This is a genomic window from Mesorhizobium sp. WSM4841, from assembly GCF_055811515.1.
On record NZ_JBVVQC010000031.1, the window covers coordinates 1 to 23,270 of the forward strand.

The following is a 23,270-nucleotide window of genomic DNA, read 5'->3' on the forward strand; positions in this document are numbered from 1 at the left end:
TCGTATAGCGACAATGCCCTTCCGGCTGGTTCAGCATTTCAAAAAAACCTTTCCCCTGCGGATCATCGAACTTCCGCTGCCGCTTCCCGCATTCACCGAGGCCGTTCAATGGCCCGCCCTTCACAACAGTGATCCGGCAAGCATCTGGCTGCGAGAGATATTGCTACAGGAGGCGTCTCGAATGACTTCTCCGGGGGACGCCAAAAGGCGCCCCAGGCAGCCCTAATTTACTCCCGCGTCTCACGCCGGCACTCGCGTCAATAGCCCGTGTCGGAAGAGAGCGATGCTCGCGGCAAGTGCGCCTGCGAGGTCGTCCAGCGGGTGGGCTGCGTCGACAAACGGTGCGAATGAGAAGGGCCCCCCATAGCCGCCATCAAGCAGCGCCCGGATCTGGCTGCCATTGTCGGAACCGACTAGGACGCGATCCGGGTAAATCCAGTGGATCGGATCGTTCACGCTTGAAATGTGGACGAGACCGGTCAGCTCGCAGGAGAAGAACGTCTCCCCGGCAAGCGTGTGGTGGAACGTGTCGTGCACGAGGCGGAAGACGGATTGGCCATCAATGGCGGCAATGGCCTTAGCCGCTTCGTTCTTCGATCGAAGCGAGCAGGTCCGGAAGCCCAGCGGCTCGATGAGACCGATCAGGCCGCGCGACTGGAGGATCGGCTTGAGCGCCTTCAAGGCGACGCGGAGATCGCCCCGGCGCTCGACATTGGCGGGCCAGGAGCCGTCGTTGACCGGCACCAGCATGAGCGTCTTGGCTCCGCAGGCCGCCGCATAATCGGCGAGCTTGCTCGCTTCGGCTTTGCGGGCGGGGGTCCACTCGTTGAAGCGCTGCAAGGCATTGATGGAAATAATCCCCACGCCTGCTTCGGCGGCGGCAGCCCGGACGTCCGCCGCCGGCATGCCGCGTGCAACAGCATTGCTGTACGGTTGGCTGCGGATCTGGACATCGGTCAGGCCCTGGTCACGGGCAAAAGCGAAAAGTGCCCTGACGTCGAGTCCGGGCGTCGCCATGTAATCGAGTGCAAAGCGGGGCGATGCTTGGCGCATGGCTTGGCTTTCCTTCCATGAAACGGGCGTCATTCTCGGCTGACCGGCTTCTACCGTGCGTTGATTCGCGAGGGCCGAAATGATGGGTATGAGCGAGGCGAGGCAGTCGTACTCACGTTTCTCTCACGCTAGTTTTTCTCTCATTTATGAGCCGACGTTCACCCAAACGAGTGGTGCCGCGCCTCCTGAGACATGACCCGAATAGCTGCAATGACCGAAACTGGCTCGCAGCTATCCAACTGCTTCCGCAAAGTGTCCGCCAACCCTGAAAGATGCCCAACCGATCAGATTCAAAATCAGGCAGTAGGGTGTTTCGCCAGAGCGAGGCCGACGCCCAGCGCGATCATCGCGCCGCCTGACGCCTCCCTCAGGCGGCGGATCAACCCGGGACGCGCTGCCGCACCGTCTTGAATGCCGCTGGCCACGACGGCAACCACGATGTCGGCGAGCGTGTTGAGCGCAATGGACACGGAGCCAAGCACCACGAATTGCAGAGCTACGAGCCCTGCGCTCGGATTCACGAACTGCGGAATGAAAGCGAGGAAAAAGATTGCCGTCTTCGGGTTGAGCGCCTCGACCAGTACCCCTTCACGAAACGCCCGCCGGGGTCCGACTGGACCCACTGCGGCGCCGTCATCGCCGCCAGTCGCTCCCTTGAGGCGGGCGGCTTGAAAGGTGCGAAAGCCGAGCCAGACGAGGTAGACCGCGCCGAACAGCTTTAATGCGGAGAACAGTTCCGAGCTCTCGAGCACGATCGCGGAAACACCTAAGCTTGCGGCGAGGACGTGGATCATGCCCCCCAACCCCGTGCCGAAGCTGGAAGCGATACCTTCCCGACGACCACCGGCGAGCGTGCGCGCGGCAACGTAGAAGATGCTCGGACCGGGGGTGATGGCGAGCACGGAGGCCGCGGCGAGGTACAGGGCGAGTGGGGTCAGTTCTGGCATGATGGTCGATTCCGACGAAGTTCATGATTATTTTGGGATGAGAGCGGCGACGTCGCGGTCAGATGCCCGCTCGCTCGCCGCAAGGCCCGCCGCCACGCCAGCGCGGTCGGCCGCGTTTCGATTCTGGCTCATTTTGCGCTTGCCCTCCAGCCTCGTGATTGGCATGCGCAGGCCGACGATTCCGCGGAGTTGCGCCTGTACAAAATCCGGCGGCGCGTCCGACACGGCCCAAGGCGAGGCGCGCTCGCCCTCGTGGTGGTCGGTCAGCCGATTCACGACGTCCAGCAGTCTTCCCGCATCCTCGAAGAACTCGACCGGGCCATAGGCGTGGACGGCGACGTAATTCCAGGTCGGGACGACCTTCCCGGTTTCCCGCTTGGTCGCATACCATGCCGGCGTCACGTAAGCGTCCGGCCCCATGAAGATGGCCAAGCCGTCGCCCAGCGGCGGAACACGGCACTGGGGATTGGCCTTCGCCAGGTGCCCGTAGATCACGCCGTGCTCGCCGTCGCTCTCGTCAAGGAAGAGGGGCAGTGGCGTTGCGAGCGGCCCTTCCGCCGTGACGGTAACGAAGTTCGCCAGCAGCGCCGCGCGAATGGTCGCGCGCAGGCATTCCTTGTCGTCGTCGCGGAAAGCGGGAGGGATGTACATCGCGAAACTCCTTGCGTTACCAAGTCAGGTATCGGCAAGCTGGCCTGTTGGAAACAGCCAGTCAGAAGCTATTGAGGTAGTCCAGTTGGTGAAAGATGGCATCGCGCGCCGCATCAGAGCACCGGAATCCCCCGGTGCCGGTCACGGTATGCGAATTGCTTGCCAAACCTTTTGGACGCAGCCAGCGATCCCGCTTGGTCGCGCTATGTGAGCCTGCGGCAAGCCCAATGAAATTGATCCAACGCGAAGTGAACCACATTCAAACAATCGTCGAAAAGTGAACCTACCGGCGATGCTAGGCACGCCGATCGCGTGCGCGGGTCCTCACTGTAGCAGGTGACAGCACTACCCTTAGCCAACGGGTCGGAGCCGACCAGTTCGTCCGATGTCGACGAAGTGCTTGTTCGCAGGGCGTAAACGGCCTGTAAGCCTTCATAAGCGAGACCACACAGGTACTGGCTGGGAAAGCAGGTCCATGCGATCTCGCATTTCAGTGATGTTCTGGAAGCGAGCGAATTTCATATCCCCAGGCATCCAATGCAGGAATCAGATTGGACAGCGCCATAACGGTCTGGTTGCGCAGACTGGCTTGAGTGCTCCGTGTCGACTCGTCGGGAGGGCATCCGTCGTGCAAGAGCACGATTGCGCCGGGGCGTACCGAGGCGAGCACTGCATCGACGATCGCGTCGGTGCCGGGGCGCGACCAGTCTCTTGGGTCGATCGACCAATGAAGGGCCGCCAACCCCGCGATCTCTGAGGCAGTGAACACTTCTTCGCTCCAGGCGCCGTATGGCGCGCGAATGTAGCGGATCGAGGCCTGCGGGCATGCCAGCATGATGGCCTGGTTCGCCTCAAATACCTCACGTTGCACTTCGCCCAAGCCGCATTTGGACAGGTCCGGATGAGACATCGTGTGGTTGCCTACCTCATGCCCTTCTGCGATCATTCGCTGGATGAGACCCGGATGCTCTGCGGCGTAAGCACCAATGACGAAGAATGTCGCTGGCACCCGATTTTGCGCCAGCACATCGAGTATCTGTGGTGTGAAACATGGATTGGGACCGTCGTCAAACGTCAGATAAACGCTTCGACGCCCGGTGCCGTCAGCGCATTCACTCTGCACCTCCCATCTGTCATCGAGACGTCTCATAGCTGCGAACCCTTGCGGTCAATTGTTGTACCGGTCGGCCATTCGCAATCGGCATAACCCCGATCCTTGAGGTAGGGGCCTACGCTATCGGGGGGAGCTTGTCGCGAAGAGCCGACGCGATGCAGCTTGCGCCGATCACCGATGTACCTGGTCGAAAAGGGGATCGGCTCGCTTGATGTTCGGCGCAGACCAGGAGGGACACACCAGAAAATGCTCCTCGGAGCCAACGCATGCATCGACAATCTCCTTAGGGCTGCATCCTTGAATTCTTCCTATGGGACGTTCTGTCGAATCGGCAAAATCGATTGTTTCGATGACAAGCATCCACGTTGCGGATAGATGAGACAAAGGCTTGGATCGCGCGCAACCTCACGGCGGCAGCAGCCATCAACCTTAGTCAGCCGGCCATGAGCGCGGCCGTCGCCCGGCCGCGCGACTATTTCAACGATGAACTGTTTATGATGAGCGGCCGCGAATGCGTTCTAACCCGCGTGCGGAACCGTCAGCGTCTCAGAGTCGAGCGACGACGTCCCGCAGCATCTCGACGCCTTTTTCGATCTGCCGGATGCTCAGGGCGGAATAGCCCATGACAAGCCCGACGCGGTCGGCTTCGCCTGCTCCCGACTGCCGATGATAAAGCGGCGAAATCGGGTGCAGACCCAGACCCGCGTATTGGGCAGCTTCGACCAACGCCGTTTCACGCGATCGCGGCAGGTCGTTGAACCATATGACGACGTGCAGTCCAGCCTCTGCCCCCTGGACGGCGATCCGACCTTGAAAACTCCGCTTCAGGGCGGTCAGCAATGCCTCCCGGCGCTCGCCATTGATGCGGCGCACGCGGCGCACATGGCTTTCATAGCCACCGCTCTCGATCAGAGAGGCCAATGACTCCTGCCCCGCCATCGGAGAATGCCGGTCGGCAAGCTGCTTGGCGGTTTCGAAAACCTGCAGGAATTCCGCCGGGACGACGAGATAACCGATCCGCAGCATCGGCGAGAGCGTCTTGGAGATGGTGCCGAGGTAGATGACGGCCCCATGATCCTCGAGGCTATGCAGCGGGGGAACGGGGTTGATATCGTAGCGATATTCGCTGTCGTAGTCGTCCTCGATGACATAGGCGCCCTGCTCCCGCGCCCATTCCAGAAGCTGATGCCGCCGCGGGATCGGCATGACGCCGCCGAGCGGAAACTGATGCGAGGGCGTCACATAGGCCAGCCGGGCCGCGACCCCCGCCAGTTGCTCCGTTTGCATGCCGTGATCGTCAACCTCGACGGGAACGGGCGTGGCACCTGTACTGGCAAAGACCTGGCGCGCCATCCTGTAGCAGGGGTCCTCGATGACGAAGCTGTCCCCGGGGTCGAGCAGCAGGCGCGCGCAGAGATCGAGGCCCTGCTGCGAACCATTGACGATGACGATCTGCTCGGGGTCGCAGCGCACAGTACGGGCGCGCCAGAGATAACCCTGAAGCGCTTGGCGGAGCCGGCTCGAACCGCACGGATCGTCATAGGCGAGCCGTGCCGGCCGCTGCGCCATCGCCGCGTTCATCGCGCGTTTCCAAACCGATGCGGGGAAATCTGAGGGCGCCAGGACGCCATATCGGAAATCAACCTTCAGCGTGTTCGGCAGGTAATCCGGCCAGCGCGGAGTACCACGCAGCCGTTCGCCATAGCTTGACAAGTGAACCGGGCCGAACCGTTTTGGGGGATTGGCGGTCAGCTCATGTCCCAGCAGTGAGGATGCGACACGAGGGCGCGCGCCTTGACGGATGTCGATGAAACCTTCCGCGGCCAGCTGCTCGTAGGCGACGGTGACGGTCGTTCGCGAGACTCCAAGTTCCTCGGCGAGACCACGGGAGGACGGCAGCTGGCTACCGGTGCCGTAAACGCCTCTGAGGATCTGCTCGCGAAGCGCTTCGTAGATCTGGCGCGCGCCCATGCCATGCGAGCGGGTTGAGGCACCGGGACCTGGAGACTGGACCATTTCTTTTCCTGCCAACTGGACATTCCATATCAACCAGTTTGCGGCCACTCCTTCCGAAAGCCAAGAGCACGTCTTAAGCCGATGCCCGAGACCGCAATCCAAGAACGGCAAAGTGGCACATCTGCGAGCGATGCGAAATTCGGCTTCGCTACCCGCGCGATCCATCACGGCTACGATCCGGCTGGTTTTCCCAATGCCGTTCAACCACCCGTCTTCCTGAGCTCGACCTGCGATCGAAAGCGTTGCGGCGAATGAGGCCGCCGCCTTGGCGGCGCAATCCTCGGCGACGCGAAAGCCCTCCACACGCTGTACGAATCGGACTTGCGCTACATCTCCGGCGCGGCGCTCTCGCCCATGTCAGCCTTCCTGGTTATGCGCGGGCTGAAGAAGACTCTCACGCTTCGCTTCGCATCGCATCGCCAGCGCTGACCGCGCGGGGGCCTTGACCAACAGATCTCGATTTCCTGAAGAAAACGCCGGCGAAATCCGCAATGGCCTCATGATTGGAGGCCGAAGGGTCAACCGGCGCTAAGACATGATCGTCGCCCCACCGACGCATTTTGCCAAAAGCATCTCAACGACGAATATGCCGGGGCCGCCGCCTTATCCCGCGAGCGGCCCAGCCCGCTCGCACGTCCCGTCCCGTCCGCTATGCGTAACACCAGGCTGATGCCGGAGACGTAGGCAGTCACCGAACCGGTACTCCGTCGAGACACGACAAATTGGTCTGTCTTGAGCCACCGGCAAGCAAATCCATTACTGATCCTCGACTGCCATAAGCGTTAGATGGGTTGAACATGACATGCTCGCAGCAGATGCAATCGTCAGGACCCTTGCCTCAGATGCTTGGACAGACCGGTGTTTCGGCAAGTGTTATCTGTCGTCCAGCGATTGGCATCAGTTTTGATGGACGCGAGTAGCTTGCGAGGGACGCATGCGAACGCGGCGCTGCTCCCACAATCGTCGCAGTTCTCCTGTGAGAGCCTCGCGCTGGGCCTGATCCAGCGTAATTGTATCGAGGAGATCCGCGAGCACGGCTTCGCCTTCGATCCGCGTCAGCAGATCGAACAAGTCATGTGAAATACGCACACCGTCACGGCTGGAGTGATCCGTTCGGATTTCGCAGACAGTCTCCTGGCGATCCAGCGCCGTGTGAGCGCGGACCTTATACAGGGATACATAAGGCGGCAATGAAACCGCGAGCGCAGTCCAATCCTCCAGCGTTGCGGCCCGTTTTTTGACGAGGAACGGCCCGACCACAAGTCCATCCAACCCTGTCGTCAGGAACGTGGCAATCGAGTCTGCAACTGAATCCACGATCGGCTCGGCATTGTTGTTAAAGGACGTGTTGAGCAGAATTGGGATGCCAGTGCGCTGCTTGAATGCATTGATGACGTCCCAGTAGGCCGGACTGGCCTTGCGCGATACTGTTTGCAGCCGAGCCGTACCGTCGACGTGCGTGATGGCGCCGAGCAAACCACGCTTGGAGTCGCGCACACGGACCACGAAATTCATGAAGGGAAAATCGCACGCACTGCCTGGGAGGTCGAAAAATTCGCGCGCATCCTCCTCCAGCACTGATGGGGCGAACGGGCGATACCCTTCCCGCTTCTTGACCATGGCGTTGATCCGGTCCTTGTTTGTGGCGGGCCTGGGGTCGGCAAGAATGCTGCGATTTCCGAGCGCGCGCGGCCCGAACTCCGAACGACCTTGCACCCAGCCGATCACGGCGCCACCGGCCATCCACTCGGCTGCCCTATCCGCCACCGCCTCAGTGCGTTCAAACTCCAGGTGCCCCGCCCATGCCTTTAGTTCCTCCTCGACAGCGTGATCGCTCGTGAGATCCGGCCCCCAATAAACCTCCTGCAATCGCGCACGCGGCGCGGGGCGGCCCAGCTCACCAGACACGATGAGTGCAGCGCCCAATGCGCAGCCAGCGTCATGCGACGCGGGCTGCACGAAGATGTCTTCGAAAAGGCCTGAATAGAGCAGCTTGCCGTTCATCGAGCAATTGTGCGCAACGCCACCGGCCAGGCACAGCCGCGTCATCCCGGTGGCCTCACGATGATGCCGAAGAATGTGAAACACGATGCGTTCGAGTGCTTCCTGTAGCGACGCACTCACATCTTTGTGCTGCTGAGTGAATGGCATTCCCTTTTGCCGGACCTGAATGGTGCGAAGCAAAGTCGGACCGATGCGGTCCAGGTGGACGCGATACTCGCCGTTCGCAGACAGTTCATAGAACTGCTCGAAAAGCTCGCGATAGGGAACGGGATCGCCGTAGGGGGCAAGCCCCATTACCTTATATTCATCGAACAAGCCGTAGCCGAGATACCGGATCACCTCGAGATAAAATAGCCCAAGGGAATTGTTCTCTGGGAAAGTCGCGAGTTGCGAAATTTCAGCACCAGATCCTACCGCCACAAGACCCGACTGGAAATCACCAGAGCCATCAATCGCGAAAATCAGACTTTGCTCGAAGCCCGACATTGCAAAAGCACTCACGGCGTGCGCCTGATGATGACTTACGAATGAGATACGCGAAGGGTCGAGCTCGCTACCGAACTCCTGCGCCAACAGCTGCTGCACCAAAAGTTTGGCATCCAACGGAATGGAGGCGTCCGGCTCGGAAGCAAGCATGTTTTCGAGCATGGCGTTGCAATAGGCTTCGGTAGCGTAGTACGCCACATGATCGATTTCGCTGAGCTGAACCCCAGCGGCTGAAAGACAGTATTGAACCGAACTGATTGGGAGCTTGTTGGAGTGTTTGATCCGATTGAGGCGCTCCTCTTCTACGGCCGCGATGACCTGTCCGTCTCGGACGAGCACCGCAGCGCCATCGTGCATGAATGTATTCGCAATCTGGAATCGGTTTTCATAGACTTTGTCTAATCCGCCGCTCAATCCTAGACACAGCATCTCGCTCTCCGTTTATCGTACAGGAAGACTGAATTGGCCTGTCTCAAGGCCGTTTGATCAAAAACACAGGCTGCGTTGTCGTTCGCCGCCGCGAACGCCAGTCAGACATCACCAACCTCAAAGAAATTCTCTTACGCCTGGATCAACATGAGATCCTGTGAACGAGGTCCCGGGCGTTCCATAACGTTGAGAGATTGAGTGAATGCCACGAAGACCCTGGGTTGGATGCCGATTTGCGTTGGCGATGTCGTTTTTATTTGCAGCACGAAGTCCGTAGCGCATTGTTTATCTCACTCTCTTTCGTCAGCGCATTAGTCGGCGGCGCAACAGCGCCATCGAGAGGAAGAATGGCAACAGCGCGTACAGGCCGAGCACACCGACGTGCAGGGCGATGCCGCTGATCGGGCGATCAAGCATAACCGGACGAATGAGGTCGATCGCATGTGACAGCGGCATGCATCGCGCTATCTGCTGAAAGGCGCCAGGCAACTGGTTCAATGGGAAAACGGCGCCCGACAGGAACAGCATAGGTGTGAGGACAAGCGTCTGGTAAAACACGAAGTAATCGTAGCTGGGCGAAAGTGCGGTGACGATCATCGCGAGGCTCGCAAATACGCACCCTGTCAGAGCAATGATTGGCAGCGCATAGAGGACGGAAGGCCAGGCGGCATAGCCCAAGGTTGCGGTGACGATGGTAATAGCCGTACCGGCCATGAAGGCCTTGGTGGCTGCCCACGCCAGTTCACCCAGAACGATGTCGCCGAGGGTAACGTGCGTATACAGCATGGCTTCCCATGTGCGTTGAGAATGCATGCGAGCGAAAGCCGCGTACAATGTTTCCAGGGTAGATGCGGTCATCGCACTTACCGCGACCATGCCGGCCGCCAAAAAGGCGATATACGACGCACCGTCGACGCGGCCGACCATTATGCCGAGGCCGGTGCCTAGGCCGAAAAGGTAGATCATAGGATCGGCGAGGTTACCGAGAAGCGACACGAGTGCGACTTTCTTCCATGCCAGATAGTTGCGTCGCCATACCGCAACCCAGTTCCACGCATTGGCCGGCAGCGCCGCCGCAAAACCTTCAATCATCGTTCACTCCTCCATCTCGCGCCCGGTCAGCCGCAAGAAAACATCCTCGAGATTGGCTGGACGCAGAAGAAGACGCAGACCTGCTCGCCCCTGCAGTTGCGTGCGCACCTGGTCAGGGTCTGGCGCATAGCAATAAAGGGTTTCGCCGCTGACCTCGATGCGCTGGGAATGTGGCTTGACCAGCGACAGCAACTCGTGCGGATCGCCGCCATAAATCTCCATGACCTGGCATCCGATATGCTCGTCGATCAGCGCCTGCGGGCCGCCTTCGGCGATGTTGCGGCCCTTTTCGAGCACGCACAGCCGATCGCATAATCGCTCAGCCTCTTCCATGAAATGCGTCGTCAGGATAATCGTCTTGCCGCGTGCCAACAGGGCGCGCAGCCGCTCCCAGATCAGGTGGCGCGCGTGCGGATCGAGGCCGGTGGTCGGCTCGTCCATCACAATGAGCTGGGGGTCGTTGATCAACGCCCGCGCCATTGTCAGGCATCGCTTCATGCCGCCGGACAGTTCCGAGACGCGCGCATCCGCCTTGCGCTCGAGGCGAGCGAACTCGAGAAGCGACGGGATGACCGCTTCGCTCTGACGTGTGCTCATGCCGAAGTAGCGTCCGAACACCAGCAGGTTCTCGCGTACGGTGAATTCCTGGTCAAGATTGTCGAATTGCGGGACCACGCCAATGCCCCTGCGTGCCAGCCGAGCGCGCGCCGGCACCGGGACGCCGAGCACCGTGATCGTGCCCGCGTCAGGGCATGTCATGCCGAGGAGCATACGCGCAATCGTGCTTTTGCCCGCCCCGTTTGGTCCGAGGAGGCCGAAACACTCTCCCGACGCAACGGAGAACGACAGTTCGTCGACAACGATCTTGTTCCCATACGACTTGGTTACGCCGGCAAAATCGACTGCCACGGTCGACAGAGAGTCAGGCACGGAGCTTTTCGTGCTTGTTTGCCCGTGAGACTCCCGTTCGATCGCAGGAGTCTCGAATCGCCGCAAATCCTCTGGGCCCAACTTACGCTTCAACAGTTGATGTTTCTGGTCCTGGCTCAAAACTCTTCCACCTGAGATCACGTGACTATTGCTGTTCGCTGTAAGCTGCGTCAGATCCCACCAAGTTCGGCTTTGAACTGGTGCCGCCAGTGTCTGTCACATTGGCGGCAGAGCTGCGCGACAACCAATCGCTGTTGCTCAATGTGCACAGCGCGTATGCTTTCAACGGGAGCAAGAGAAAGATGTTGATGAGTGTGTGGAGCGAGAATCCGAGAAATCGAAGTTGGCGCGCACGAAACGCTGCCACGCCGCAGCGAACTATAGTCATGGCCGCAATCGTCAGGCATGCCGTCCAAGGCACAGTACCTGCCGTTACCAATTGCGCGAGTCCCGCCAGGATCGACAAAGAGAGCAATAATGGGCCAAGATTCTGGCCAATCACGTCCAATGTGAGATAGATATTAAGGCCGCGCAGTAGTTCGAGCCCCAGCAACGTGTCACGGAAAGTGCTCCGGGCCCAGCGAAGTTGTTGGCGCAGATAGGGACCTATCCTGTTGGGAACGACTGTTGCCGCGACGGCGTCTGGAACATACTCTGTTCGAAAGCCTGCTTTCAGCATCAGGATCGTAAGATGGCGGTCCTCACCGAAGTCGCTCAGCTTCCCTCGAAAGCGTTGCGTCTCGTACTGATCCAGCAGCGAAAGAAGCGCGGATCGCCGGTACATGGCACACGGACCGCAGCAACACATGACGGCACCGAACCGAGCCTGCGCTGCCCGCTCTTCGTTGCAGGCGAGCCAGTATTCCATGTCAATCAACCGCGTCAGCCAAGTTTCACTGCGATTGCTAGCCGCCAACTGGCCCATGGCGGCGCCGACCGTTTGATCTTGCATCTTTAGCGCAAGCCTGGTGATGACGTCCGGGGCGAGTATCGTGTCCGAATCTACATTGAGCACCAAATCTCCGCACGAGCGGCGAATGGCGGCAATCTGCGCCTTGCGCTTTCCGACATTCTTTGGGAGCGCAATGAAGTTGAACCTCGGGTCGCCCGCGTATTCCTCGTGTACACCCACGAGGGCATCGCGGTTTGCAGAACCGTCATCAACAACATAGACCTGCAGTTTGCCGGCGTAGTCCTGACTTGCAATGGAAGCCAGGCAGTCCGAGAGGGTGCGAGGCGCCTCGTTGTAGCACGGGATAATGACATCGACGCTCGGCCAAGGCTCACCGCTGGGCGGGTCGCCCGAGGTCGGCGGTACGTTTGTAGGCAGGGTATAAAACACCTGCGCGGTTTTGTAGACGGTCGACAGCAGCGCATAAGAGCAGATGGCAACAGTACTGGCTGTGGCAAACAGGGTCATGAGATGTCAGATTTTTCTGTGAATTTGAGGAAGCGAGCGGATAACAGATCCGCGGTCATAGCTCTGGACCGTTCCGATCGATCAAAGTGCCGGCCGGCCACTCGCTCATCGAGCGTCCAATTGGGAGCACCATGAGGAGTACGTCGTCGTCGACTCGCGTCGTGGAAGGCAGATCGGGGTACACGTCCGGGAGGGTTGAACGCACGCGAACGCCCGTCAGAATGTTCGCCAAGCCTTTGCGGCAGAACCTCCCAACATGGTTCCGGAGCGCTTGCCGAACCGTGCCGAAAGCGAATGGAACGCCAAGCTGCTGCAGCACTGGATACATGACGCTAATCGAATGGGCGATTCCCAGCCCCTCAAGATCCGGACGCACCCCGTATAGACCGAGTTCAGCGACCAGCAGATCAACGTCGCCAACTTTGATGTATCGGCGCAGCACGCCCATGTGAGCCGCTACCCCGTGCACATCATAGCCGATTGCGCGGACCTCCGGCCTTGCACCGGCCCAACTTCGACCGCCTTCGAATTGCTTCCCATTAAAGGCTCCGGTCGGCTCATACGTCTTCCGGAAGAACTCAGAGAGTTCGAGGTGATCGGAAAGCTGCAACTCATTTTCCCAGCACAACCTCCACTGCACGTCAGGGCGCATGCGAAGACTTCCTCTTTTTCGGGTTCTTTTGTGCACCTCACGCGGTAGAGCAATGGCGGTGCATGTCATGGGTCTATGAACGACCCTCCCGGATTGGTAAAATTGATTGTTTAGATCGCGAGCATCCACGCTATGGATGTTAAAACCATGCCTTTCAAAGGCCCTGATCTGAACCTTCTGGTCGTGCTCGATCGGCCTGATAAAGCGACGGCGCTACTTCGAACGAATTGTTTGAGGTTTTGGCCGACTGGAACACCCGGCTTGAGCACCTGAAGCCTGAAGTGAGCGAAGGGGCTGGCCCCTAAGTCTTCATTCCGTGCGAGGGATCAAAGATCGCCGCACACAGAAAAGGCAGCCTAAGGAGCGTCAGCACTTGCGCCCGCCGAAGGGCCGGGACGCGGGACTGACTGCAACGAGGAGATCGGTTAAAAGGGCACCCGTAGGAGTGTCAGCATAGCGCCGCCTAAGGCGGGACGCGGGACCGACGGCCCCCGACGAGGAGTGCCGCATTCCCGGCTAGGGATCGTCACCCACCTGGGCCGAAACCCCTTTGAGGTTTGGTGGCGGCAGCCACAGAGCCCGTCCCGCATAGGGAGAGCCAGGCAAAATAAGGACTTCGCTTCATTTGGGTATTTATGGGTCATTTATTGGGTAAAGCCGTTACGCAAAATGGCAGAGGTGGGGAACGGTCACCCCGTCGCTTCCGAACCTGATGTCTGGACCGGAAAGGCTTCGGCCGACGTGGGGGGCCGTTGAGGTGGAAGCCGGCGAAAACCCCTCGAGGCTCGCGGCGCAGAACATCGAGCCGCATGAAGAAGCCGGATGTAGTCAGCAGTTGTTACCATCAACCGGATCCAGCTAACTTGTTGCAATCGGGCGCTCTTATACGTCCCCATATTGGGTCAGCTTGACACCACAGAAAGCGCACAGAGTCTCCAAGTGTTTCATCAGGAAGCGGAAATCGGCTTTCGGAAGAGGGCCAACAGGCAGTCTTCATTGATCGACGCGCCCCGGCACTCGATGCACTCGATCTCGGTCAACGATTCGTTCAGCATGGCGATGGTGGTCTCTGCACCAGCAGCGTGCCCCCAGCGTTGGCAATTGGCGTCACGTGCCGACCCGAAAACCAGCTGCCCGCCTGGCGCAAGCAGGCCTACCAAGTTGCGGACTGCCGCGCGGATCTGAACGAGGTCTCCGACGTAGTAAAGAACCTCCGCCACGACGATCAGGTCGAACAGCTCATCACTCGAAAACTGTTGAACATCGGAAATTATCCAGCTGATGTGCGGCGGCTCCTTCATGCGTAAACGTGCTCGCGTAATCGCTGCCTCCACGACATCGATCACAGTGAGCCGCTGGCAAATGGGGGCTAGCCGCTCCGTAAAGGCGCCGGCAGCGCACCCGACTTCGAGCGCATTTGCGACTCGACCTTGCGCAAGTGACAACCGGAGAATTTGGGTGTGGCGCTCCCGCTCGAACGGGTTGCCATCAAGCCGCCATGGATCGTCTGCGGCCATTTCTCGAATTAGCAGTTCATGATCGATTTTATGGGTCAAATTCGCACCTAGCTAAGGCAGCAATCACCGGCGCTGCAAATGCCGTCAGATGTCGGTAGGGTCGGGACCCGCGCACGCTCATTCTGAGAAGCGGGGGCGTTCGTGAGACCCGAGGTCAAAACACCGCCACGGTTCATCGTGTGGCCCACCTCCCGGCACCAATTTCCACTGCCTTCGGATCGTTGCTTTCTGCTGCTCCCTTGGGCCCAGGTGGTTGGTGCTCAGGCTTTTTCGTCGGACGTACTTCGGGCCGAGGCAGTTGATTTCGGTCACGCTCCTAATTGGGTCGGCAGGATTGGCAAAATTGATTGTTTGGATGACAACCATCCACGCGCTGAACACATCGAAGGCGGAATTGGGCGTGGCTGGGTCCACTTCTGTGTGGCGCCGGCCGACAAACGCTTTGCGGCGGTCGGGAATTCCGCGCACACACGGCGATTGACACGCTGACGATCCGCGATGGAAGGGACTCGCGGCATTCAGCAGCCCGTCTTCATCAAGCTGATCCCGCGCAGCCGCGACCGCACCACACTCGCCCGCCTGCTACGACGCCGCACTGATGCTGACACTATGGTGACTGGGGTTTACCGCCTCAGCATGGCCGCAATGCCATGACGGACAAAGGGAAGATGTTGGCCGAGGCGCAGCCCCACATGCCTTGCAAGCCGTGCCGCCGGATGCTCGCTTGAGTAGAGTCCGACGAGGATATTCGTAGCATGGTAGAGCGGCGCCGCCGACAGGCGCAGTCGGCTTTCATATCTGTGGAGCATGTCAGGGTCGGCAATGTCGCGACGGTCGCGCCATGCGGTCTCTATACCGCGGGCGAGCTGCTTCTGGCCGCCGAGGCCGATGTTGAAGCCATGCGCGGTCACCGGGTGCATGCCAATGGCAGCGTCGCCGATCAATGCGGCGCTCGGCGCCCGGAACCTGTGCGCCCAGGTCGTGGCCAACGGATAGATATAGCGTTGGCTTGCCAGGCTCATGTTGCCGAGGCGCCCTCGACAGCGCTTTGTCAACTCCCTTAGGAACAACTCGTCGTCGAGGGCAAGCAGTCCGTCGGCCTCGTTTGAGGGCAAAGTTAGAAGCAGCGACGACACGCCTGGCGCGAGAGGCAACATCGCCACCGTCTGATGGTGATCGAACCATTCGATCGCGATCTGATGGTGGGGGCGCTCGTGCCTCACCCGGCAAATCAGCATCGACTTGCCAAGCCGATTGATATCGGCGCCGATGCCGAGCAGATTGCGGGTCGCGGAAAAACGCGAATCGGCTGCAACGAGAAGCCGAGCGCTCAGCTGCCTGCCATTGGAGAGCGTTATCACTGCTCCTTGACGGCTGTTTGTTGCACGCACGACCGAGTGGCCGCACAGCAGCCGGGCATGGCCCTGCAAGCGGATGATCTTGAACAGGGCATCGCGGATCTGGCAATTCGGGACCAGAACGCCCAGTGGTTCCGCGGATCCGCCGGGGGAATCGAAACACAGCGCAAAAGGGCTCGATCCGTTGAGGACGCGTGCGCCTTGAAGCGGTGACTTGTCCGAAGCAGGGATAACATCCCAGGCGCCGAGCTCGCGAAGGATTCCCATCGAGGCGTGGGTGAGAGCGATCTCGCGACCGTCGAAAGCCGGACTTGCTAGTCTTTCCAGGGATTGCCCTTCGACAACCGCCAGTTTGAGCTGGCTATGGGCAAGCGATGCGGCGAAGGAAAGTCCGACCGGCCCGGCGCCAACGACGATGATGTCGAAGCTGTCGTCACAGCCGGCCATCAGCGTGCCGCCAGCGCGTCGGCTCTCTTCGTGAGATGTTGAGGGAGTCGAGCCGCAGGTCGTGCATCGATTGCGCTGTGATCTATTGCCCGCATCGCCTCAGGCGCGTTTCTCACGTCGGTTCCTGGCTGGTGAAGCGTCATTTGCCTGCTGTATGATCTGGATTGTCAAGACGTTGGGAGCGACGACCAGGCTGTCGGTCAGCACATGCGTTTTTCCCTGAAGGACTGATCGATCAAACCACGCCGACAAGGGCATGGCCCTGATCTGGGTCAGTCGAGGCGGAACCGGCGTCAGATGACATCGATCCCATCCAGTCATGCGTCAGCTGATCCCATGGCGGCGCAATGGCACCGCCAGCCCGAGGGAGAACCAGGCACGTCTGGTCTGGGGAAGGCGGTTTCAGGACTTTTGCGAGATCAGCGAATGACCGGCTCGCCATGGAAGCGCCGGCGCGAGGGCGGCGAGACACCGAAGCCGACTTCCATCATCAGCCGTGGCGTGCGCGAAGGCACGGTGCCCATGTGAAAGCCGAACGGATCCTCGACGAAACCGCCATAGACGTTGAGAACCTCTTGCGCCGAAGGGCCGACGAGCAGCGTCAGCTGATGCTTGAGGACGCGCCGCTTGTGGCTGCCCCGGACATAGACATGCGGGCCGGTGCCTTCGTCGACGGGCGTCAGGTAGAAGAAGAATTTCAGCATCCGCCAGTCATCGAGATCGAAATGATGCTTCCCGAGCGAGGCACGGTTCTTGTCGGCGTCGGAAGCCTGGCCGGTCGGAAAGCTCCACCAGACGCGTGTGGTGATCAGTTTCGCCTGAGCGCCAGATAATGCGCGGCGATGTCGAGCAGCAGCGGGTCGCGCTGTACGGCGAGCGCTGCCTGGCAATAAGGCCGCGTTCGAAATAATGGTCGCTGAGCAAGGGGCGGCCGAAGCGGACCTCTGCCTGCGCATGCTCACCGGCCAGGAGTTCGAGACGGCGATCGAAGGCGTGCACCGGGCGAAGTGAGGAGAGCGGTTGATCAGGACGGATATGTGCGCGACGAGATCGTCCAGACGTGTCGCAACACCAAAGGCCGCCAGGCGCTTGCTGACGCGACCTCTGAAGAAGCGGGTCTGCCGCCAAAGCGTATGATCACCGACAAACTGCGCGCCTACGGGGCGGCCCAACGCCAGATCATGCCGAACGTGGAACACCGCTCGCACACAAATTCGGATCCATCGACGCCAGGCAATGGCCGCGTGGGAAGCCGTGAGTGCACGGCCTGCCTGAAAAAGCGCGGTGTCGGGCTCACGCGGCCACATTTCAAACGACGTGACAACGCCATGGCCTGCCACCGCAGAGCGCATCCTCTCCCGACGAGCAGGACCAACTTTCGTCATCTCTATTATCGGGTTTGTCGAGTTCGCGACACCGCGATGTTCGGCCCGGCGTGCCGCCGCGCTCTCAATTGAGCAATTGAATCAAACCCATAAGCGCCGTTCACAGTTTCCTGTGCAGTTGGCACGTCTCTTGATGTTCTCGTTATGCGGCGGCACACGCCGCTGACCGTGCATTACTGATTCATCCTCTTATTTTGAGTCCTAGGAAAGGAGAAGACAATGAAGGCGGAAATGTCAGCTTATGGTGTGACCGAACTGGCTCCCGAAGAAGCATCTACAATTGCGGGAGGGATGTTTTGGGCAATAGCTTTCGCGATTTTGGGGACGTTAGGCCTTGCGCTTGTTTGTATAGGTGCAAAAATCCTCGACGAAAAAATCCACTGATTCACCCTCCTGTTTGAGATTTAGGAAAGTAAGACAATGAAGTCAGACCTGTCGTCTTATGATGTGATCGAATTGACTCCTGAAGAGGCCTCTGCAATTTCAGGAGGGTTTTGGCAACTAATTTGGGCAGCTGCTACGATAATAGCCTTTGTAGCTGCATATGTAGGGGAAGCGATAGTACGTCAGTCATATACGGATAGAACATAAGTGCCAACCCAACTATGCTTCATACTGAACATGGACCAGCAGTTCCCCTTTCTTCTGAGATAGCCTGCTACACCGCAGAGAGCATCCTCTCTCGCCGATCAGGGCGATCTTTGGCCATCTACAAGGTGGTTGTGCTCTCTGTGGTTGCGGCATTGTTGTCGCTGCCATTTATCACCATATCGGTGTCTGTCCAAAGTGCCGGTATCATTCGCCCCACCGTCGAGAAGACGCCCTTGGTCGCGCCCGTCTCCGGACGCATCTCCCGCATCCTTGCCGCTGAAAACGATCTGGTTGCTCAGGGGCAAGAGATCCTCGCCCTCGATGATGGGGTGGTTGAGGAAAAGCTCAGGGCGCTTACAGGCGATATTCGCGCAAAGAGCGATTTTGCCAGTGACCTCGAAACCCTGATCTCCTCCGGCACGCAAGCCAAGGACCCGATCCGCCTGTTGACCGAGTTCGCCACGGCCGAGCGCGCCCATTTCCTCAACCTTGTGCGGGAAAACCAATATGCCCGCGGTAATGCGGCTGCGGAACTTCAGCGTGCCAAGCGACTGCTCTCCGCTGCTGTAGCACCGGCAAAGGCCGTTGAGGAAAAGGCCTTCGCACTTCAGCAGGTTGAGATCGAGGGCGAGATCCTCGCCCGGCGCAAATTCGCCGAATGGAACCAGCAGCTGTCCGACGTTAAGCTGCGCCTTGAGGAACTCACGGCCGCCTTGCATCAGCTTGAGAGCGAACGGGACCTGACTCTCATTCGAGCCCCCGTATCAGGCGCTCTCGAGCAATTCTCGGGCCTCACTTCCAGCAGCTACGTCCAGGCAGGGCAAACCGTCGCTTGGGTTTCGCCGGATGGTGAACTGGTGGCGGAAATCTTCGTTTCTCCCAACGACATCGGCTTTGTGCGCCCCGGCCAGTCGGTGCGTCTCCAAGTGGATGCCTTCAACTACAATCAATGGGGCGTCATTGACGCGACGGTGCTCGACGTGGCGCACGACTTCACCCTGCACGACGGGAGCCCGGCCTTCAAGGTCCGCTGCGCGCTCTCTCGCCGCCATCTCGCCCTCAAGCACGGGGTCATCGGTAACCTGAAGAAAGGCATGACCGTGCGGGCCCGCTTCCTCCTGGGCGACCGCACAGTCCTGGAGCTCCTGTACAACGAGGTCGACGATTGGCTCAATCCGCTCCTGGCGAGCCACTGATTCTCCATTTTTCAAACAGTCAGCGAGCCGCTATGTCGAGCAAGATCATCAAGTTCAAGCAGCGCGACATCACGGATTGCGGTGCCGCCAGCCTTGCTTCTGTCGCGGCCTTCTATGGCTACAAGCTGCCATTGTCGCGTATCCGACAGTATGCCTCGACCGGCCGCTCCGGCACCACTGTGCTGGGCCTCGTGGAAGCGGCCCGGAAGCTGGGCTTCGTTGCCAAGGGGGTAAAGGGTGGCTTCGACAGCCTATACAAGATCCCCAAGCCCGCCATCGCGCACGTCGTCGTCAGCGAGGTTCTGCATCACTTCGTCGTAGTCCAGGCGATCAACGCCAGGTGGGTCATCGTCATGGACCCAGCCTATGGTGAAATCCGCAAGCTGGCGCACGAGGAATTCAAAAAGCAATGGACTGGCGCCCTGGTGCTCCTGGTTCCCGCAGACACCTTCAAGCGCCGCGACGAGACCACCTCACCCCTGGGTCGTTTCGCGCGTCTGCTTGCGCCACACAAGGCGGCGATGGCGCAGGCTCTCGCGGGGGCGCTGGTGACGACGATCCTTGGCCTCTCGACTGCCATTTACGTGCAGAAGATCGTCGACCATGTGATTACAGCGGGCAACCGCAATCTGCTCAACCTGATGAGCGTCGCCATGCTCTTGATCTTGGTTGTGCAGATCCTGATCAATCTCCTCAGAAACCGGCTCGTCCTGCAAACGGGGCAGAAGATCGACGTCCACCTGATCCTCGGCTACTACAATCATATCCTAAGCCTGCCTCAGAAGTTCTTCGACAGCATGCGCATGGGCGAAATCATTTCCCGCATGAATGACGCGGTGAAGATCAGGAGCTTCCTGAACGACGTCTCGATCAACATGTTCGTTGACGTGCTAACGGTACTGTTCTCGTTAGGGCTGATGTTCATCTACTCGTGGAAGATCGCCTTGGTCGTGGCGGTCTCCATTCCTTTGTACCTCTCGGTCTATTGGATCATCAACCGGCAGAATAGGAATCGTCAGCGCGCCGTAATGGAGAACGCTGCCGAATTAGAGACACAACTGGTGGAATCACTGGGAGCTGTCTCCACAATCAAGATCTCCGGCATGGAGAGCTTCGCCAACTTCAAGGTGGAGACCCGCTTCATCAAGATGCTGCACTCCGTCTACAGCTCCGGCCTGATCTCGATCTTCGGAGACAGCACCTCGACATTCCTCGCAACTTTATTCACCATCGTGCTGATGTGGTTCGGAACGACACTTGCCCTCGATCAGACCGTCACGCCTGGCGAATTACTCTCCTGCTATACCTTGCTAGGCTATATCACCCGGCCGATTGCCAGTCTGATCCAGACCAACCGGATCGTTCAGGATGCTTTTGTCGCAGCGGATCGCCTGTTCGAGATCTTCGACCTGGAGCCGGAAAGCGGTGGCGGCATCGATGCAGACAAATCCGACATTGGCGACATCCAGCTGGAGAAGGTCACGTTCCGATATGGTAGCCAGTTCGAGCTTTTCCAGGATCTTAGCGCCACCTTCCGCCGGGGGGAAATGACAGCAGTGGTGGGGGAAAGCGGCTCGGGCAAGAGCACCCTTGCGGCGCTGCTGCAGAATGTCTACCCGCTTGAGGGTGGATACATCCGGATCGGCCGTTATGCCCTCCAGGACCTGTCGACCGTATCCCTGCGCAAGGTTGTCGCTGCGGTGCCGCAATCGATCGATGTGTTCTCGGGCTCGGTGATCGACAACATCGCCCTTGGCGAGTTCGAGCCGGACATCGAAAAGATCCTCCAAATCTGCGATCAAATAGGGCTGCGGGAGGTGATCGAGCGCTGGCCCGGTGGCTTCCAGGCCTATCTAGGCGAAAACGGCGTACGCCTCTCCGGGGGCGAGAAGCAGCGCCTTTCGTTGGCTCGGGCTCTGTACCGGGATCCGGAGATCCTGATCCTCGACGAAGCAACCTCCTCTCTCGACTCGGTCGCCGAGGCGTTTGTCCTGCGAGTGGTTGAGGATCTGCGTCGGGGCGGCAAGACCATCGTCATCATCTCTCATCGACTCAGCACCATCCGTTGTGCCGACAAAATAATGGTCTTGGACAAGGGGCGGGTTGTTGCGGAGGGGAGGCATGCTGATCTGCTGACAGCTGAAGGCGCTTACGCTCGCTTGTGGCGGGCGCAAACCGGATCCAGCTAAACAGCTTCAGGTGAGGGGCACGGCAGAATTTTGGGGCAGTGAGGCATGGAACAGCAGCGGCGAATGTATATCGCCGTCGCTTAGTTTCAACCTTGTGGGTGTGCCGCGGTCGGCCATATCCTTCAATGCGAAAATGCGAGTTCATGTTTTGGGCGCCACGGAGCGTCCGAAAATTGTAGCTTACTTGGGGGCGCGATGAACCTGATCGATACGAGGCGCGCCGAGCTGCTCTACAGCCGCATGGGCCCGGCCATCGAAGCCTCCGGCGGCAGCGCCGGCAACACGGCGGCGGGTGTCGCCAGCTTCGGCGGACGCGCCGCCTTCTTCGGCAAAGTCTCGAACGATGCGCTCGGCGAAATCTACGCCCATGATATCCATGCGCAGGGCGTCGCCTTCAACACCAGGCCGCTCAATGGCGAGCCACCGACGGCGCGCTCGATGATCTTCGTTACCCCAGACGGCGAGCGCTCGATGAACACCTATCTTGGCGCCTGCGTCGAGCTCGGGCCTGAGGACGTCGAGCCCGACAAGGCCTCGGGCGCCAAGGTCACCTATTTCGAAGGCTATCTGTGGGACCCGCCGCGCGCCAAGGAGGCGATCCGGCAGACGGCCAGCCTGGCGCACGCCGCGGGCCGCGAAGTATCGATGACGCTTTCGGATTCGTTCTGCGTCGACCGCTATCGCGACGAGTTCCTCGACCTCATGCGTTCGGGCACGGTGGACATCGTCTTCGCCAACAGCCACGAGATCAAGTCGCTCTACCAGACATCGTCCTTCGACGGGGCACTGGCTCAGATCCGCAAGGATTGCCGGATCGCCGCCGTGACCCGTTCGGAAAAGGGCTCGGTGATCGTGCGCGGCGACGAGACCGTCACCGTCGAGGCGACCAAAATCCGGGAGCTGGTCGACACCACCGGCGCCGGCGATCTCTATGCCGCCGGCTTCCTGCATGGTTACACGCAAGGCCGCGACCTCAAGACCTGCGGCGACCTCGGCTCACTGGCGGCCGGATTGGTGATCCAGCAGATCGGCCCGAGGCCTCGTCAGAATTTGCGCCGCGAGGCCGAGCAGGCCGGGTTGTAGGGACGCATCTCGGCGAGGTGCTGCTCACCCTCCCCTTTTTGCGGGCTGTCCAGACAAGCGCTGGGAAAACACCGCGTACCCGTCCGTGAAGGATGGCGGTTCTTCTACAAATTTCTGATTATGAAGGCTCAGGAACGTTGTCGCCCTTCGGCCCAGTACTGCCGGCCGATCATGATGGTCAACACGCCCTCTTACGAAAATCGTTCTGAGCCGGGATCGTACAATTGACAGATTGCCCGACCGGCCAGCCACAGCCACCGGTCAGCCACAGCCTGCGAACCGGAGAGGGGCGCAGATGGTTCAGCTCTACCGCGATCTGCGAATTGAGACACGCCGCGGGTGAATGATTCACATAAACACATAAACATTTCTTTATACAGCATTGACAAGAAAGCGGGCAGCTGCGATTGTCCGCATGTCGTGGTTCTCCGCAAGGCGTTGCCCTAGCGGAGCTAAGAGGGAAGCCGGTGCAATGCCGGCGCTGCCCCCGCAACTGTAAGCGGCGAGCCAACCCACCAATGTCACTGGGGCGAACTGCCCCGGGAAGACGGGCAGAGGCTGTGACCCGCGAGCCAGGAGACCTGCCACGGTGAACAACGTCCACGGGCGGGGTGTCTGGTGGCCGCGGCAGCTCGGCGTTGATGCCGGCCTGTTAGCGCCTTCCTTGTCCCCGCCGCTAACCATCGGGGTATGGAATGAATGTCTCCCAG

General features: G+C 59.7%; 16 protein-coding genes, 4 pseudogenes and 1 riboswitch. Of the genes and pseudogenes, 7 read left to right on the forward strand and 13 right to left on the reverse strand.

Annotated features, from left to right (window positions below; all coding sequences use genetic code 11):
- Positions 1 to 226: pseudogene (locus tag AC0L14_RS27315) on the forward strand (LysR family transcriptional regulator); the annotation flags it as partial.
- 14 nt (positions 227 to 240) lie between these two features.
- On the opposite strand, the gene AC0L14_RS27320 reads toward AC0L14_RS27315, so the two are convergent.
- The 4 genes from AC0L14_RS27320 to nodB all read right to left on the reverse strand — a co-directional run bounded on the left by AC0L14_RS27320 (position 241) and on the right by nodB (position 3,801).
- A complete protein-coding gene (locus AC0L14_RS27320; protein ID WP_473529166.1) occupies positions 241 to 1,053 on the reverse strand; it encodes a TIM barrel protein in 813 nt (270 codons plus the stop codon).
- Positions 1,054 to 1,349: 296 nt separating this feature from the next.
- Entirely contained in the window at positions 1,350 to 2,000 is a 651-nt protein-coding gene (locus AC0L14_RS27325) for a LysE family translocator (protein ID WP_473751367.1), read from the reverse strand.
- Between the two features lie 27 nt (positions 2,001 to 2,027).
- Entirely contained in the window at positions 2,028 to 2,651 is a 624-nt protein-coding gene (locus AC0L14_RS27330) for an FMN-binding negative transcriptional regulator (protein ID WP_473751368.1), read from the reverse strand.
- 490 nt (positions 2,652 to 3,141) lie between these two features.
- Positions 3,142 to 3,801, reverse strand: coding sequence for a chitooligosaccharide deacetylase NodB (gene nodB / locus AC0L14_RS27335; RefSeq protein ID WP_473751369.1), 660 nt, complete (start codon positions 3,799 to 3,801; stop codon positions 3,142 to 3,144).
- A gap of 329 nt (positions 3,802 to 4,130) precedes the next feature.
- Here nodB and AC0L14_RS27340 point away from each other — a divergent pair.
- Positions 4,131 to 4,289: pseudogene (locus AC0L14_RS27340) on the forward strand (LysR family transcriptional regulator); the annotation flags it as partial.
- Positions 4,290 to 4,311: 22 nt separating this feature from the next.
- Here the strand turns inward: AC0L14_RS27340 and pdxR are convergent.
- The 9 genes and pseudogenes from pdxR to AC0L14_RS27385 all read right to left on the reverse strand — a co-directional run.
- Positions 4,312 to 5,781, reverse strand: coding sequence for a MocR-like pyridoxine biosynthesis transcription factor PdxR (gene pdxR, locus AC0L14_RS27345; RefSeq protein WP_473529162.1), 1,470 nt, complete (start codon positions 5,779 to 5,781; stop codon positions 4,312 to 4,314).
- Between the two features lie 897 nt (positions 5,782 to 6,678).
- Positions 6,679 to 8,700: a carbamoyltransferase family protein gene (locus tag AC0L14_RS27350; RefSeq protein ID WP_473751370.1), complete on the reverse strand. Its 2,022-nt coding sequence runs from the start codon at positions 8,698 to 8,700 to the stop codon at positions 6,679 to 6,681.
- A gap of 303 nt (positions 8,701 to 9,003) precedes the next feature.
- Entirely contained in the window at positions 9,004 to 9,792 is a 789-nt protein-coding gene (locus AC0L14_RS27355) for an ABC transporter permease (protein WP_010913823.1), read from the reverse strand.
- Positions 9,793 to 9,795: 3 nt separating this feature from the next.
- Entirely contained in the window at positions 9,796 to 10,818 is a 1,023-nt protein-coding gene (nodI, locus tag AC0L14_RS27360) for a nodulation factor ABC transporter ATP-binding protein NodI (RefSeq protein ID WP_473529189.1), read from the reverse strand.
- Positions 10,819 to 10,867: 49 nt separating this feature from the next.
- Entirely contained in the window at positions 10,868 to 12,142 is a 1,275-nt protein-coding gene (nodC, locus tag AC0L14_RS27365; RefSeq protein ID WP_473751371.1) for a chitooligosaccharide synthase NodC, read from the reverse strand.
- 55 nt (positions 12,143 to 12,197) lie between these two features.
- On the reverse strand, positions 12,198 to 12,794 hold the full coding sequence (locus tag AC0L14_RS27370; RefSeq protein ID WP_473529159.1) for a NodA family N-acyltransferase: 597 nt from the start codon (positions 12,792 to 12,794) through the stop codon (positions 12,198 to 12,200).
- 947 nt (positions 12,795 to 13,741) lie between these two features.
- Positions 13,742 to 14,350 (reverse strand): nodulation methyltransferase NodS, encoded by a 609-nt coding sequence (gene nodS, locus AC0L14_RS27375; protein ID WP_473751372.1) that lies wholly within the window; start codon positions 14,348 to 14,350, stop codon positions 13,742 to 13,744.
- A 584-nt stretch (positions 14,351 to 14,934) separates the two neighbouring features.
- On the reverse strand, positions 14,935 to 16,116 hold the full coding sequence (gene ubiM, locus AC0L14_RS27380) for a 5-demethoxyubiquinol-8 5-hydroxylase UbiM (RefSeq protein WP_473751373.1): 1,182 nt from the start codon (positions 16,114 to 16,116) through the stop codon (positions 14,935 to 14,937).
- Positions 16,117 to 16,535: 419 nt separating this feature from the next.
- Positions 16,536 to 17,106, reverse strand: a pseudogene (locus AC0L14_RS27385) (hypothetical protein); the annotation flags it as partial.
- Positions 17,107 to 17,129: 23 nt separating this feature from the next.
- Between AC0L14_RS27385 and AC0L14_RS27390 the strand changes: the two are divergent.
- The 5 genes and pseudogenes from AC0L14_RS27390 to AC0L14_RS27410 all read left to right on the forward strand — a co-directional run.
- Positions 17,130 to 17,324: pseudogene (locus tag AC0L14_RS27390) on the forward strand (IS6 family transposase); the annotation flags it as partial.
- A gap of 396 nt (positions 17,325 to 17,720) precedes the next feature.
- Complete coding sequence (locus tag AC0L14_RS27395) at positions 17,721 to 17,885, forward strand: hypothetical protein (protein ID WP_473751374.1); 165 nt, start codon at positions 17,721 to 17,723, stop codon at positions 17,883 to 17,885.
- 317 nt (positions 17,886 to 18,202) lie between these two features.
- On the forward strand, positions 18,203 to 19,288 hold the full coding sequence (locus tag AC0L14_RS27400) for an HlyD family secretion protein (RefSeq protein WP_473751375.1): 1,086 nt from the start codon (positions 18,203 to 18,205) through the stop codon (positions 19,286 to 19,288).
- Between the two features lie 32 nt (positions 19,289 to 19,320).
- The gene (locus AC0L14_RS27405; RefSeq protein ID WP_473751376.1) at positions 19,321 to 21,477 is read left to right on the forward strand and encodes a peptidase domain-containing ABC transporter; all 2,157 of its coding nucleotides are present in this window, start codon (positions 19,321 to 19,323) and stop codon (positions 21,475 to 21,477) included.
- Positions 21,478 to 21,594: 117 nt separating this feature from the next.
- Positions 21,595 to 22,560, forward strand: coding sequence for an adenosine kinase (locus tag AC0L14_RS27410; RefSeq protein WP_473751417.1), 966 nt, complete (start codon positions 21,595 to 21,597; stop codon positions 22,558 to 22,560).
- A gap of 404 nt (positions 22,561 to 22,964) precedes the next feature.
- Positions 22,965 to 23,163: riboswitch (cobalamin riboswitch) on the forward strand.
- Positions 23,164 to 23,270: the final 107 nt, after the last annotated feature.

Bases quoted from the DNA above. Each gene is read 5' to 3' on its own strand.
- AC0L14_RS27320 (WP_473529166.1), bottom strand. From the start codon at position 1,053: ATGCGCCAAGCATCGCCCCGCTTTGCACTCGATTACATGGCGACGCCC.
- AC0L14_RS27325 (WP_473751367.1), bottom strand. From the start codon at position 2,000: ATGCCAGAACTGACCCCACTCGCCCTGTACCTCGCCGCGGCCTCCGTG.
- AC0L14_RS27330 (WP_473751368.1), bottom strand. From the start codon at position 2,651: ATGTACATCCCTCCCGCTTTCCGCGACGACGACAAGGAATGCCTGCGC.
- nodB (WP_473751369.1), bottom strand. From the start codon at position 3,801: ATGAGACGTCTCGATGACAGATGGGAGGTGCAGAGTGAATGCGCTGAC.
- pdxR (WP_473529162.1), bottom strand. From the start codon at position 5,781: ATGGTCCAGTCTCCAGGTCCCGGTGCCTCAACCCGCTCGCATGGCATG.
- AC0L14_RS27350 (WP_473751370.1), bottom strand. From the start codon at position 8,700: ATGCTGTGTCTAGGATTGAGCGGCGGATTAGACAAAGTCTATGAAAAC.
- AC0L14_RS27355 (WP_010913823.1), bottom strand. From the start codon at position 9,792: ATGATTGAAGGTTTTGCGGCGGCGCTGCCGGCCAATGCGTGGAACTGG.
- nodC (WP_473751371.1), bottom strand. From the start codon at position 12,142: ATGACCCTGTTTGCCACAGCCAGTACTGTTGCCATCTGCTCTTATGCG.
- AC0L14_RS27370 (WP_473529159.1), bottom strand. From the start codon at position 12,794: ATGCGCCCTGACGTGCAGTGGAGGTTGTGCTGGGAAAATGAGTTGCAG.
- ubiM (WP_473751373.1), bottom strand. From the start codon at position 16,116: ATGGCCGGCTGTGACGACAGCTTCGACATCATCGTCGTTGGCGCCGGG.
- AC0L14_RS27395 (WP_473751374.1), top strand. From the start codon at position 17,721: ATGAAGGCGGAAATGTCAGCTTATGGTGTGACCGAACTGGCTCCCGAA.
- AC0L14_RS27405 (WP_473751376.1), top strand. From the start codon at position 19,321: ATGTCGAGCAAGATCATCAAGTTCAAGCAGCGCGACATCACGGATTGC.